The sequence below is a fragment of the Mesorhizobium sp. WSM4823 genome (assembly GCF_055811195.1).
In genome coordinates, this window is record NZ_JBVVQL010000001.1 from 662732 (window position 1) to 676482 (window position 13751).

The window sequence follows — 13751 nt, forward strand, 5'->3', positions numbered from 1 at the left end:
CGGGTCTCGCAGTTTCCAGTTGGAACGATCACTGCGCCCAGGCTTTCCAGTCGGCTTCATGGGCGGCGATCCAGGCAGCGGCGACGTCTTCCGGCGTCTTGCCTTCGAGATCGATCTCGCCGCTCATCTTGTTGAGCTCGTCGGTGTCGACCGTGTAGTTCTTCGCGACCTTGTAGGCGACCGGCCATTTGTCCTTCATGCCGGCCCAGGAATATTTCCAGATCTCGCCATGCGGCTTGCCGCAGTCATATTTGGCGTCCGGGTTCGTGCCCCATTTCGGATCGTTGTAGCACTCCGCCGTATGGTCGGGGAATTCCACCCATTCGCCCTTGTATTTGGCCGGCGCCCAATGCGGCGAATAGACCCACAGCATGATCGGCGCCTTGCGCTGATAGGCCGAATCCAGTTCGGCGAACATCGCCGCATCGGTGCCGGCATGGATGACGGTGAAGGGCAGTTTCAGCGCCTCGACGCGTTCGTCGTCAAAGCCTTCCCATGTCACGGGACCGCCGAGGTAGCGCCCCTTCGGCGCGGTTTCCGCCGTGGAAAAGGCCTCGGCGCATTTCGGGTCCTTCAGCGCCTCCCAGTTCGGCAGGCCCGGGCATCTCTCCTTCATGTATTCGGGATACCACCATTCTTCCTTGGCCTTGGGTCCCAGTTTGCCCAGGCGTTCGGTCTGCCCGGTCGCATCCGACGCCTTCATGGCTTCGCCGGCCGTCGTGTCCCAGAATTCCATGGCGACAGCGAGATCGCCATTGGTAAGTCCGGTCGTCAGGCTGGAGAGATAATCGGCAGTCGGGTACTCGACCGTGTAGCCAAGCTTTTCAAGAATGCCGCCGAGGATTTTCGCGTTGAGATTGACACTGGTCCAGTCGAACAGCGCGATCTTGATCGGGTCGTTGGATTCCGGCGCCGCAGCCTGGGCCGAAGGCGTCAGCACACTTGCCGCGGCAAGTGTTAAGGCTCCCATTGATAGTCTAGAAATCATACTCCGCAGTGGCATGCTTGTTCTCCTGTCAAGCTCTGGTGGAAGTTATCGTTCGTTCCCTTCCGGCGTCTTTTTTTGATTGTGTTGGCAAAGCCGGTCGTTGCGCAAGACCCAATGGCACGACATTACTGTCGGCGCGGAGGAAATAGTGCCCAATTCGATAAGGATGTCGTGCGGGACGGGTCGCGTCATGACTGCCGAGCTGCCGAAGCAGTGATCCGCGGATCGATCGCCGGTCTTGCGGCGCCCTCAAGCTTGCGAGCCATCAAGGTCCCATGATGTCGGCTGCCGGCGGTCACCGACGCCATTTTCATGGGATGAAATTATATATACCAACGTTCATGTCGCGCAACGACTAACGCCGTGCCGACCATGAAATTCGAACGGCGCACTGCCGTCCGACTATCCTCACGACATGATCAGGCCGCCATCGACATTGATGGTCTGGCCGGTGATGTAGGCGGCGTCGTTGCTGGCCAAAAAGCTGACCAGGCCGGAAACATCCTCGCCGCTGCCGGCACGGCCCATCGGGATATTCTTTACCCATTCGGCCATCAGCTCGCCGGGCTTGTAATTGCCCATCAGCTTGCCCCACGCAGCGTCGTTGTAGGCCCACATGTCGGTGTCGATGATGCCGGGGCAGATCGCGTTGACGGTGATCTTCTCCTTGGCCACTTCCTTGGCCAGGCTCTGGGTGATGCCGACAACGCCGAATTTCGACGCCGCATAATGCGGCGTGTAGATAAAACCCTGCCGCGCCTGGCCGGAGGCGGTGTTGATCAGCCGGCCGCCCTCGCCATGCTTGCGGATGCGCGCGATCGCCTCCTGGCAGCACAGGAACACGCCCTTGGTGTTGACCGCCATCACCTTGTCCCATTCGGCCTCGGTCATCGCCTCGATCCTGGCGATGGTGATGACGCCGGCATTCTGCACGGAGATATCGACGCGGCCGAATTGCTGTTCGGCCAGGTCGTAGAGGGCGGCGACCTCGTCCTTTTTCGTCACATCCATACGCAGCGATGCGACCTTGGCACCTTCCGCTTTCAGTCCGGCGGCGACCTCGTCAACGCGCGGGTCGATGGCGCTGACGACGACCGCGGCACCTTCCGCCGCGAAGCGTCTGGCCATGGCCGCGCCGATGCCGCCGCTGGCGCCGGTGATGACCGCCGTCTTACCTTCAAAACGCTTCTGCATTTTCTCTCCTACCAGCAGACAAAGCCGCCATCGACGATCAGGTCGATGCCGGTGACGAAACTCGAGGCGCGGCTGGCCAGGAACACGGTGGGGCCGACCATCTCTTCCGGCGCAGCCATGCGCCCCATCGGGGTGTCGCGCTCGAAGACCCTGACCTGCTCGGCGACCTCCGGCCGCCTGTTCATCGGCGTCAGCGTGTAGCCGGGGCTGACGACGTTGACGCGCAGGCCGCGATCAGCCCATTCCATGGCGAGACTCCTGGACATGTGGATGACGGCGGCCTTCGACGAATTGTAATGCGCCTGGGTCAGGCCGCGGTTGACGATCGAGCCCGACATCGAGGCGATATTGATGATCGAGCCCTTGGCGCGCGTCAGCATCGTGCGCGCTTCGGCCTGGCAGGACAGGAACACGCCGCTGACATTGACGTCGTAGAGCTTCTGCCATTTCTCCAGCAACAGCGTCTCCGCCGGTTCGGCTCCGGCAATGCCGGCATTGTTGACGGCGATACTCAGCGCACCGAGCTCCTTCTCCGTGCGCTCGACCGCTGCTGCGAGATCGGCCTCGGAAGTCACGGTGCCGGTCAGCACCAGTGCCTTACGCCCAAGCTGCGTGATCCTGTGCGCCGTCTCCTCCAGCCCGCCGTTTGAGGCATGACCGAAACAGGCGATGTCGGCGCCGGCCTCGGCCAAGCCGATGGCGATCGCTTGCCCGATGCCGCTGCCGGCGCCGGTGACGAGAGCAACGTCCCCATGAAGATCGAAGAGTTTCATCGAAATGTTTCCTGTTGAGCCGCCGGTGCTGCCTAGGGAATGAAAGGGCGCCAGTCTCGGCTGGCGCCCCGCGCGGTCCGGTGCTTGGGAGGATATCACCTGCTGCGCTTTGTTCCGATTTCCGTTACGCCTTAGCTCGTGGCAAGTTCCATGACGGCAACGTTGCTGGCCTCGCTGCGGTCGAGAATGCCGCGCTGGCGGCCACGGCTCAGCACCAGCACGCGATGCGACAGGCCGAGCACTTCCTCGAGGTCGGAGCTCACCACCACCACCGCCATGCCGGAGCGGGCGAGGTCGGCGATGACATCGTAGATCGCCGCGCGGGCGCCGACATCGATGCCGCGTGTCGGCTCGTCCAGGATGAACACCTTGGGCGGCCGTGAAATCCATTTGGCGATAATCACCTTCTGCTGATTGCCGCCGGAAAGTTTGCTGACCGCCTGGTTCGGCCGACCCTTGACGCCGAGCCGGCCAATGCCGGCCTCGGCGAATTTCTGCACCGCCTTCGGAAACACCCAGCCGCTCGGCGCGACATGGTCGAAATTGCCGATCGCCAGATTCTCGCCGATCGTCTGGTCGAGCACCACGCCTTGCGCCTTGCGGTCTTCAGGCACCAGCACGACGCCGGCCTTGATCGCTGCCGCTGGGCCATTGAGATGCACCGGTTTGCCGGCGACGCGCACCGACCCCGATGAAATCGGATCGGCGCCGGCGATCGCCCGCACCAGCTCCGTGCGGCCGGCGCCGATCAGCCCCGCTATGCCGAGAATTTCGCCGGCCCGCACCGAAAAGCTGACATTCTGAAAACTGCGTTCCGGCGAAGACAGGTTCTCGACTTCGAGCAACATCTCGCTGCCTGGTTCGGAGAGCGGCGGGAACATCCGCTCGACGCTGCGGCCGACCATCTGCTCGACCACGGTGCGCACCGGAATGTCGGCGCGCTCGTGCCGGGCGACGATGCGCCCGTCGCGCATCACCACCACACGGTCGGCGATCTCAGCGATCTCGTCCAGCCGGTGGCTGATATAGATGAAGGACATGCCTTCCGCCTTGAGCTTGCGGATCTGCTTGAACAACAGCTCAGTTTCTTCGCTGCCAAGCGCTGCTGTCGGTTCGTCGAAGATCAGAAGCTCGGCATTGAGCGTCAGCGCCTTGGCGATCTCGACCTGCTGCTGGGCGGCGATGCGCAGCGTGCGCACCTTGCGCTCCGGCGAGACATCGAGGCCGAGGCGCCTCAGTTGCGCCGATGCTTGCGCATTCATCGCCGCGCGGTCGATGCGGCCGCCGCGCATCAGCAGGCGCCCGACATAGACGTTCTCGGCCACCGACAGGTCCGGCAGCAGCTTCAATTCCTGGTGGATCATGCCGACGCCGGCGTCGATGGCCTCGGCGGGAGAGGCGGGGGAATAGGGTTTCCCCCGCCATGTGATGCTGCCGGCATCGGGTTTGGTCGAACCCGCGATGATGTTCGAAACGGTGGACTTGCCGGCGCCATTTTCACCAAGCAGCGCCACGACCTCACCCGGCCGCACCTCGAAGCTCGCATCGGCCAGGACCTGGACCGGTCCGTAACTCTTGCAGAGGCCGCTGACGAAGAGCCCCAGGTGGGGGGTCTGCGTATGGCTTGGATCCAAGGACATCGTTCCGTTACCGGTTGTCAGGGATGCTTGGCGATGAACTGATCGACATTGTCCTTGGTGGTCAGCGTCGCGTCCTGCAGCTGTTCTGCGGGAACGGTTTCGCCGGCCACCAGCTTGATCGCCGCATCGACGGCAAGCCGGCCCATGCCTTGTGTCTGCTGCGTCGCGGTCACGTCGAAGACGCCGCCCTTCAGAGCCTTGAGCGCCGCCACGTCGCCGTCGAAGCCGGCAACCCAGACCTTGTGACCGGGATTCGCTACCTTGACCGCCTGCGCGGCACCGAGCGCCAGCGCATCGGCCTGGCCGATGACGATCGACACGTCCGGATGCGACTGTAAGAGATCCTGGGTCAGCTTGAAGCCTTCGTCCTGATGCCAGCCTTCGCTCCACAGCTCGCCGACCACCTTGATATCGGGATAGGCGCTCAGCGCTTCGCCGCAACCCTTCGAGCGGTCGACCTCCGGCGTCGTGCCTTTCTGGCCATGGATGATGATCAGCTCGCCCTTGCCGCCGGCCTGCTTGGCGATGTAGTCGCAAACCGCCTTGGCCGATGCCACGCTGTTGGTGGCGATGAAGGTGTCGCCGGGCGCGCCTTCGGCGTTGCGGTCGACATTGATGACCGGGATGCCTGCAGCCTTGGCCGTCTTGGTCGGCACGGTGGCGGCGGTAGCGCCGGCCGGGATGTAGATCAGCGCATCGATATTTTGCGTAATCAGATCCTGCACCTGGCTGACTTGGGTCGCCGAATCGCCCTTGGCGTCGACGGTGACGATTTCGATGCCCTTTTCCTTGCCGTAGGCTTCGACCGACTGCTTGATCTGGTTGAAGAAGTCGGCCTGTAGATTGGCGACGGCAAGGCCAAGTTTCTTGGCCTCCTTGGCCGACGCCATGTCGGACAGTCCGAGCAGCGGAATGACGGCTGCGGCAGCAAGCAGCAATGAACGTTTGGTCAGCATGTGTTTCCTCCGTTGATGTTCAAATCTGTTCCGCCGCGCATCACCGCGCCCTTGGCCGAACAACTCCCAGTTCGGATCACCGATCCGTTTTCGCCCGGACACCCGGGTGAATCTCATTGCGCTCTACGCCGCCACGTATCCGTGGCTACCGCCAGCGCGATCACCACGCCGATCACCACCTGCTGGATGAAGGGCGACACGCCGAGCAGGTTCAGCCCGTTGCGCAGCACGCCGATGATAAGCACGCCGATGGCGGTGCCGCCGATCGAGCCGACGCCGCCCGACAGGCTGGCGCCGCCGATCACCACCGCCGCGATCGTGTCGAGCTCGTAGCCGAAGCCGGAGCTCGGCTGGACGGAATCGAGCCGCGCTGCAAGGACAATGCCGGCGAGCCCGGCCAGCACGCCGCAGATCGCGTAAACCCAGTTGGTCAGCGACTTGACCGGTATGCCGGACAACCGGGCGACCTCGGCGCTGCCGCCGATCGCGTAGAGGCTGCGGCCGGTCGCGCGATAGTTCAGGAAGATCGCGAAGATGATGGCCAGCACGATCATCAGCCCGACGGTGACCGACAGGAAGCCGAAATGGCGGATGATCGACAGGCTGGTGAACCAGTCGGGAAAGCCGATGATCTGCGAGCCGTCGGTGATCATGTTGGCAAGACCGCGCGCCACCGACATCATGGCCAGCGTGGCGATGAAGGGCGGCAGCTTGGTGACGGTCACGAGCAGGCCTGATACCAACCCGCAAAGTCCAGCAACGATAAGCGCCGTGACGATGCCGGCGGGCATGCCGAGGTTGAGGTGGTCGGGATGGGCGACGAAGCCCATCACCATGGCGGCCAGCGCCAGCACGGAGCCGACGGACAGATCGATGCCGCCGATCAGGATGACCAGCGTCATGCCGATCGCCATGATGCCAAGCACGGTGACTTGGTCGAGGACATTGAGGATGTTGCGCACGGTCAGGAACGTGTCGGTGGTCAGCGACAGCGCAAGGCACAGAAGAACCAGCCCGATCAACGGTCCCATGGTCCCGGCGAACAGGGTCGAGAGCTTCGCGCCCGCCGCGGCTGGCGTGCCCGGGCCGGCCTTCAAGTCGCTTGCACCGTTGCTCACAGCCATTTTATCTCCTCCATCAGCAATCCGGCGTTGCGTCGCCGGCTTACTCTTGTTCACCAGGCACCTCCCTGTGAACAATTTATCTTTGATATGCAATTTTGTTCAGCTAAACTGTTCGTCGGAAAATTGTCAAGGCCCGCGGCATCATTCCACGCCAGTTTGCGCCACCAGCCGGTTTGTCTTACGGAAGGGCACGAAATGTCGCGTTTCGGGTCTGGTCTCATCCTGCGAATTCGTTTCGGTTGATTGAGGCAGGGCAGGTCGGCCAAGACAAAGTAAATGTTGACCATTTTGGATTTCATCTCGCGTTGTGGACGATATCCTGTCGATGTCTTAGATCTTGAACGCTGGGTACGCAGAACGATTTGCATCGCTCGGTCGGATGCGCCGTCTGAATGACATCGAAGGATCCGCGGGAGGGCAAAAAGATGGCGATGACGGAAAATGACAAGGCCTCGCGCTTCCCGGATGGCGAGCTGAAGGCCCGTGCTGCGTGGCACTATTATGTCGAGGGCCTGACGCAGGAGAGGATTTCGGAGATCCTCGGCATCGGTCGCATCAAGGTGCATCGTATCCTCTCCGCTGCGCGCGAGGAGGGCATTGTCCAGTTCCGCATCCGCGACAGCGTCGTCGAATGCATGGTGCTGGAAGAGGCCCTGAAGCAGCGTTTCGGCCTCAGCCAGGCCGTTGTGGTGCCGTCGGCCGCCGATCGAAGCAACGCACCGCTGATGATCGGCCATGCCGCGGGCGCCTATCTGGCCGACAATGTGAATGCCGGCGATGTCATTGCACTGGGTTGGGGGCGGACGCTGAAATTTGCCATCAACGAACTGCCGCGGCGGCCGATCGCCAGGACGACGGTGGTCTCCATGCTGGGCGGCCTGACGCATGCCCAACCGCTCAACCCGACCGAGAGCGCCTGGGAATTCGCCGAAAAGATCGGCGCCGAGTGCTTCCTGCTGCCGGTGCCGGTCTATGCCGACCGGCCGGAGCAGCGCGACGCCTTCATGAGCCAGCGCAGCGTTCAGGACGTCGTCTTTCGCGCGCGCCGGGCAAACATCGCCGTGCTCAGCGTCGGATCGTTTTCAAACGACAGCCCGATCGCCAATTACGGCTTCATCAAGCCCAGCGAACTCGAGGAGCTGCAGGCGGCCGGCGCGGTTGGCGATATTTTATGTCATTTCATCGACGCCGAGGGTCGGCTCGTCGACCATGAGGTCAATCGCCGGGTCTGCGCCTATCCGCTGCAGGATCTGGCGGACATCCCGGCCATCATCCTGGTCTCGGGAGGACAGGAAAAGATTGCCATCATGCGGGCGGCGCTCGCCAACACCAAGGTATCGGTTCTAATCACCGACGAGGATGCGGCCAAGGGCCTGCTCAACCGCTAAACCTTTCTAAGCGCCTCAAGGCGGGCATGGGTGTCGCGCGTCGCCTGATAGAGGTCGCGGTAGATTTCTTTGCGCGCGCGGTAGTCGGAGACCAGCCCTTCGACCGGGGCGACATGCCTGGTCGGCGGCGCCGTCATCGCCTCGGCCGCAGCCTCAGGCGAGGCAAACCATCCGAGAGCCGAGGCCGCCAGCATGGCAGCACCCAAGGCTGCCGCCTCGTTGATGGGCGAGACGAAGAGCGGCCGTTCGAGCACGCTCGCCATGATCTCCATCAGTAGCGCGCAATTGGTGCCGCCGCCGGCGGCAATCATCGCCGCCGGTTTGCCGCCGGCTTGAGTTTCCATTGCCTCGCTGGCGATGGCCTGTTCGAAGGCAATGCCTTCCAGAACTGCCCGAAAAAGGTGCTTCGGCTCATGATCCAAAGACAGGCCGACAATGGCGCCGCGCGCCGCACCGTCCCAATAAGGGCTCATAACGCCGGCCCAGTACGGCATGACAAGCAGGCCTTCGCTGCCGGCGGCAACGTCCACCGCCGCTTTTTCAAGTGCGGCGGCAGACGGCGAACCGGTCGTGCGAACGATCCAGTCGACCAGCTGCATGCCCGAGCGCAATACGGTCTCCAGCATGAATCCCGAGCCGGTCGGCGAGACCAACGTTCGAAACGCGTCCGACGTCGTGATCCCATGGGAATAGCTGCCGCTGACGACGCCCGAGCCAAGCGAGAGATAGCTTTTGCCTTCGCCGTGGACACCCATGCCGAGGCCCATTGCCTGGCCATCGCCGGCGCCGGCGACGACAGGCGTGCCAGCCTTCAGCCCGGTCAGCCGGGCCACGCTTTCACTAAGTCCGCCGCAGATCGCGCCGGGCGCGACCAGTTCCGGCAACTGGTCCGGGCGCAGCCCTGCGGCCGCAACGAGCTCAGCGTGCCAGGTGCTGGTCTTGATGTCGAGCAGCCCGAGCGGATCCGCACTTGCCGTGCTGGTGACCAGACGTCCGGTCAGCCGGTGGACGAAGAAGCCATGCACATCGACGAGTGAAGCTGCCTCGTCGAGCGCTTGCGGCTGGTGTTCGGCAAGCCAGCGAACAGCATAGAGCGCCGGCGTCGGGTCCGGCGGCTTGCCGCTCCAGTCGCGGATCGTCTCGCGACCGAGTTCCGCCGACAGCCTGATAACTTGCGGGCGGGCGCGCTCGTCTAGCCACAGGATTGCCGGAATAAGCGGCTTGCCGGCATGATCGATCAGCGTGAAGGTCTCGCGCTGGTGCGCGATGGAGACCGCCGCCACTCGCGCAGCGCCAACCGCCTCAGTGACCCGATTTAAGGCACCGACCAGTGCGGTCCACCAATGTTCGGCATCCTGCTCGAAATGGCCAGGCTTGGGATTTGAAAGCGGATAGGCTTCGCGCGCCTGGAACAGCTCCTTGCCGTCGCGGGTGAAAGCGATCGCTTTCACGGCCGTGGTCGAGGCGTCGATCCCGATTACGACATCGTCCATCAGGCAGTGATCCGGTGGAGTCAGGCTGCGTTTGTAACGAACCGCCCGTCCGACTGGTCGAGACGACGGCGGATCTGGGTTATCACCATCGAATCGTCGGGTACACAGTTTTCATAAGTGAGGAAATCGCCCGTCTTGACCGGCTTGACCACCTTGGCTCGCTCGGCGAGGCCGAGCGGCAGGGCGCCGCGGGCGCGCGCGTCCTCCCAGGTCATGGCGAAGCCGCGATAGTCGTTCTCGCCGATCATACCCAGCGACTGGCCGAGGCCAAGGTCGCTCTTGGCCACAGCCACCGCCTCGGCGACCGGATGGTCGAGCGGCTCCATGTCGGCGCGCTTGTAGACAACGGCGCGTGCCGCCGACAATGGCACTTCCAGGCTGGTCAAATGATAGGGACGGAAGATCGTGAAATAGGGGCCTTTGCCGACCTTGAGGTCGACCATGCGCTCCAGCACGCGCGGATGCCTTGTCTCGATGATGCAGAACACGCCGGGCGCCACGCCCTTGCCGATCGAATAATCGACGACGCCCTTGCGATGCAACACGCCGCCATCCTCGCGCGGGCAGAGCACGCTGGCCAGTTCCTCGAGCGTCGCGGTCGGGCCGTGCATGCCCGGCACGTCGGGCACCAGGCCCGTGGCGTTAGCGATAGCCACCATCTCGATCGCGGTCTTCGAACCGTCGACGAACTCGACCAGCATGCGCGCATTCATGTTGCGCTCGGCCGCCTCCTTCTCGTAGTCGGCCGGCATGGCGTCGATCTTCAGCGGATTGTTCTTGCCCTTGCCGGCGGCGATGATGTTGAAGCCGAGGCTCCTGGCAAAGCCGATGATCTCCAGCGTGCAGGCCGGCTCGTCGCCGGCCGCACCCGTATAGACGACCCCGGCCTTGCGCGCTTCCTCTTTCAGGAAACGCCCGATCGTGATGTCGGCCTCGACATTGAGCATGACGATATGCTTGCCGTTCTTCATCACTTCGAGCGCGAACAGCGTGCCGATGTTGGGATTGCCTGTCGCGTCGATAATGACATCGATGCGGCCGGCCGCCGCCAGCGCATGCAGGTCTTCGGTCACCGCGATCTTGCCTCCCTCGATGGCGCGGTCGATGGCCGCTGCATTGCCGGCCTGCACGATGTCGGACCGGTCATGGCCGGCGAGCAGCGCCGCGTCGATCGCCGCCTGCGGCCTGACTTCGGAAATGGCGCCGATCCGCATACCCGGCATCAGCGCGACCTGAACGACGATGTCGGTGCCCATCTGCCCGGCGCCGGCAAGCCCGATGGTGATCGGTCCCTGCTTTTCAGCGCGCTGCAAAAGTTCCGCTGCGAATTGCGGATGGGACATATCGCTTCCTCCAATTCCTGGGACGCGCCGCAGCGCCGAACTCATCTTTTGAACATTCCTATTTCTATTTGAAAAATATTTCAATCGGCAATTCGGCAAATCTTCGACGGGCGGTGCAGGTGTCAGCAACGCGAACTACTCCAGGGATTTGTGAAGAGGCAGCGTCGGATCACTGCAATGCGACGCAAACACATAGCCCCGGCGACTGCGCGTTGCAGTTACTGCGGCTACTGGATTTCAGCGGACGTTGGGGGAGAACAGCTCAGAAATAGCCGTCCGACGCGGCCGTGGCTTCCTTCGGGATTTCGACGCCGTCGACGAGGATCTTGTCGACCAGTTCATGGTGGAAGCAGACCAGCCCCTTGATGCGCTCGGCTTCGTGCACCGGTTCGGGATAGTACCAGACGAGGTTCTCGTGGCGCTTCTTGGGAGTCGTCACGTGATAATAGTTGGAGATGCCCTTGTAGGGGCAGCGCGAGATGTAGCGGCTGGGCGTGAACATATCGAGCCGCGTGTCTGAGATCGGCAGATAGTGGCGCACCGGATGGCCGGTCTCGAACAGGAACACGCCGCGACGTGAATCCGCGACCTGCTCGCCGTCGAGGATGACCTGCACTCGCCGTGACGACGGCAGGCAATCGACCCGGCGGAACGGGTCGCGCGCATGGACGAAGATCTCTTCGTCCTCCTCGAACCAGTGACCCATCTTGCTCCAGTGGAAGGACATGTAGTCCGCTATCGGCGGGCAGCCCTTGACCGGGTTGAGGTAACGCCAGGCGCCGTCCTCGACCAGCGTGATGCCGGTGTTCAGCGAATAATGAGTGGCCACGCCCTTGAACGGGTCCTCCGTTGTCGTCCGGCTGGGCAGCAGGAACTCCTCGCGCACGTCGCCGATCGGGAAGTAATAGACCGGCAGATGATCTGACTCGTAGAAGACCAGCGCCTTGGTAGTGTCGGCAACGATTATCGAGCCGACCTGTACGCGCAGCCGCTTGGGGCAGGGCATGGTGAAGGCGACGTAGCCGGGTTCGAACTCGTACTGGACGATCGTGTCGAGCAAGGGAAAATGCGGCCCCCGGCCGCGCAAATGGGGCTTGCGAATGGTAGTCTCCCGTTTCTTTTCTTTCGCGATCTGGCGTTGGTGCGCAGTCATGGTCAGCCTATCGACACGCGGTCGAGCAGCAGCCCGGCGGCGATCGGCGGCAGGCCGCTGACATTCTTGCGCACAGGTACCAGCAAGTCCGGGAAATAGCTGAAGATCACCGGCGTCTCGTCGAGCAGCAGTTTCTGGATCTCGGAGGCAGCATTGCGCTGCGCGCCGATGTCGAGCGCCTTCAGATAGCTGGTGACCAGGCCGTCATAGGCGGTGCTCTTGAAGTGGGCCGCGTTCCATGGCCCGTCGCTGACCAACGGGCTTTTCAGGAATACGTTCGGCACGCTGCGATGCGCGTAGTCGGTGATGCCAAGCGGGCTGTCCAGCCAGTCCGACTGGCCGAACACCGCCTTCCCATAATATTTGTCCTGATCCTCGATGTTAAGCGCGATGCGGGCGCCGATCTCCTTGGCGAAATTCTGGAACAATTGCGCATAGCCGGGGATGTCCGAATAGCGCAGCGTCGTCAGCGTCATGTCGAAGCCGCTGGCCAGTCCCGCCGCTTCGAGCAATTGCTTCGCCTTGGCGATATCCTGCATGCGCTGCGGCACCGACTTGTCGGTCGCGGGAAAGGCCGGCGCGAACGGGCTGTCATTGCCGGTCGCGGCCATGCCGCGGCACAGCCCGTCGACCAGTTTGCTGCGATCGATGCTCAGCGCCAGGGCCTGGCGCACCCGCTTGTCGGTGAAAGGCGCCATGTCGCAGCGCATGTGCAGCTGTCGGTGGGCGGTCGAGGCCACACGCAGCACCGTGATGTCGGGATTGTTCAGCATGACCTGGCTGACATCGAGCGGAATGGCGTCGAGAAGGTCGACCTCGCCTGCCTGCAGCGCCAGGATGCGCGGCTGCACGTCGCCGTAGAACTTGAATTCCAGACGATCGGGAAGCGCTTTTTCACCCCAATAGTCTGGATTGCGGATGAAGGTCGCGCCAACCTTCGGCGTGTAGGTTTCGAGCCGGAAGGGACCGGTTCCCTCGAAGGTCTTTTCGTAGTCGCCCTTGTAGCTGGCCGGCAGGATGACGGCGTTGTAGTTATCGATCGATACCGAATAGGGAAAGCTGCCGTTCGGCGCGTCGAGATGAAAGGCGACGGTGTGGTCGTCGACCTTCCGGGTGCCGCCTTTCGACAGCAGCCCCTTGAACACCGACAGCGCGTTGGACGAGCCGCTCGGGTCGGCGAGGCGGTCGAACGTCGCAACGACATCGTCGGCTTTGAAATCCTCGCCATTGTGGAACTTGACGCCCTTGCGCAGTTTGAAGGTCCACACACTGCCGTCCTCGTTCGGCGCCCAGCTTTCCGCCAACACCGGCCGCAGCGTCAGGTCTGGTTCGGTGACGCAGAGGAATTCGGCGGTCTGGAAAACCAGCTGATAGCTGCCGCTGTCGTAATAGGTGACCGGATCGATTGCCCCGCCCGGTGTAGCAATGCCGGCGCGGACGGTTCCGCCCGGCGTGCCGGCAGCGCGTGCCTTTTGGGTGCCGAGACCGGCGGCGGCAACGATGCCGCCCAGGAACGGCAGTGACAAGCCGAGCATGCTGCCATGGCGAAGGAAATCACGGCGGTCGATCCTGCCGGCCAGGAGTTCGTCGACAGCGGAATTTTCGATTGAGCTCAGGTTTCTGCGGGCGATATCGATCGTCTTGAAATGCTTCGGCATGGCTGCATTCCTCGCGTCTCGTGGGGCTTTGCCATCTAGTT

At 62.9% G+C, this 13751-nt stretch carries 11 protein-coding genes; 1 reads left to right on the forward strand and 10 read right to left on the reverse strand.

Annotated features, from left to right (window positions below):
* Positions 1-28: 28 nt before the first annotated feature.
* The 6 genes from AC0L26_RS03170 to AC0L26_RS03195 all read right to left on the reverse strand — a co-directional run bounded on the left by AC0L26_RS03170 (position 29) and on the right by AC0L26_RS03195 (position 6675).
* Entirely contained in the window at positions 29-1003 is a 975-nt protein-coding gene (locus tag AC0L26_RS03170; RefSeq protein ID WP_473631216.1) for an ABC transporter substrate-binding protein, read from the reverse strand.
* A 393-nt stretch (positions 1004-1396) separates the two neighbouring features.
* Complete coding sequence (locus AC0L26_RS03175) at positions 1397-2182, reverse strand: SDR family oxidoreductase (RefSeq protein WP_473631217.1); 786 nt, start codon at positions 2180-2182, stop codon at positions 1397-1399.
* 8 nt (positions 2183-2190) lie between these two features.
* Entirely contained in the window at positions 2191-2955 is a 765-nt protein-coding gene (locus AC0L26_RS03180; protein WP_473631218.1) for an SDR family oxidoreductase, read from the reverse strand.
* A 131-nt stretch (positions 2956-3086) separates the two neighbouring features.
* The gene (locus tag AC0L26_RS03185; RefSeq protein WP_473631219.1) at positions 3087-4595 is read right to left on the reverse strand and encodes a sugar ABC transporter ATP-binding protein; all 1509 of its coding nucleotides are present in this window, start codon (positions 4593-4595) and stop codon (positions 3087-3089) included.
* Between the two features lie 17 nt (positions 4596-4612).
* Positions 4613-5551 (reverse strand): substrate-binding domain-containing protein, encoded by a 939-nt coding sequence (locus AC0L26_RS03190; protein WP_473631220.1) that lies wholly within the window; start codon positions 5549-5551, stop codon positions 4613-4615.
* 113 nt (positions 5552-5664) lie between these two features.
* Positions 5665-6675, reverse strand: coding sequence for an ABC transporter permease (locus AC0L26_RS03195; RefSeq protein ID WP_473631221.1), 1011 nt, complete (start codon positions 6673-6675; stop codon positions 5665-5667).
* A 425-nt stretch (positions 6676-7100) separates the two neighbouring features.
* Between AC0L26_RS03195 and AC0L26_RS03200 the strand changes: the two genes are divergently transcribed.
* Positions 7101-8063 (forward strand): sugar-binding transcriptional regulator, encoded by a 963-nt coding sequence (locus tag AC0L26_RS03200; RefSeq protein ID WP_473631222.1) that lies wholly within the window; start codon positions 7101-7103, stop codon positions 8061-8063.
* Here AC0L26_RS03200 and AC0L26_RS03205 read toward each other — a convergent pair.
* From AC0L26_RS03205 to AC0L26_RS03220, 4 genes are all read right to left on the reverse strand, one after another.
* Positions 8060-9556 carry a xylulokinase gene (locus AC0L26_RS03205; protein WP_473631223.1) on the reverse strand — a complete coding sequence of 499 codons (1497 nt, stop codon included), beginning with the start codon at positions 9554-9556 and terminating at the stop codon, positions 8060-8062. The two genes, AC0L26_RS03200 and AC0L26_RS03205, sit on opposite strands and share 4 nt — an antisense overlap.
* Positions 9557-9576: 20 nt before the next feature.
* The gene (locus AC0L26_RS03210; protein ID WP_473631224.1) at positions 9577-10899 is read right to left on the reverse strand and encodes an NAD(P)H-dependent oxidoreductase; all 1323 of its coding nucleotides are present in this window, start codon (positions 10897-10899) and stop codon (positions 9577-9579) included.
* A 262-nt stretch (positions 10900-11161) separates the two neighbouring features.
* On the reverse strand, positions 11162-12052 hold the full coding sequence (locus AC0L26_RS03215) for a DUF427 domain-containing protein (protein ID WP_473631225.1): 891 nt from the start codon (positions 12050-12052) through the stop codon (positions 11162-11164).
* A gap of 2 nt (positions 12053-12054) precedes the next feature.
* On the reverse strand, positions 12055-13710 hold the full coding sequence (locus AC0L26_RS03220) for an ABC transporter substrate-binding protein (RefSeq protein WP_473631226.1): 1656 nt from the start codon (positions 13708-13710) through the stop codon (positions 12055-12057).
* Between the last annotated feature and the right edge of the window lie 41 nt (positions 13711-13751).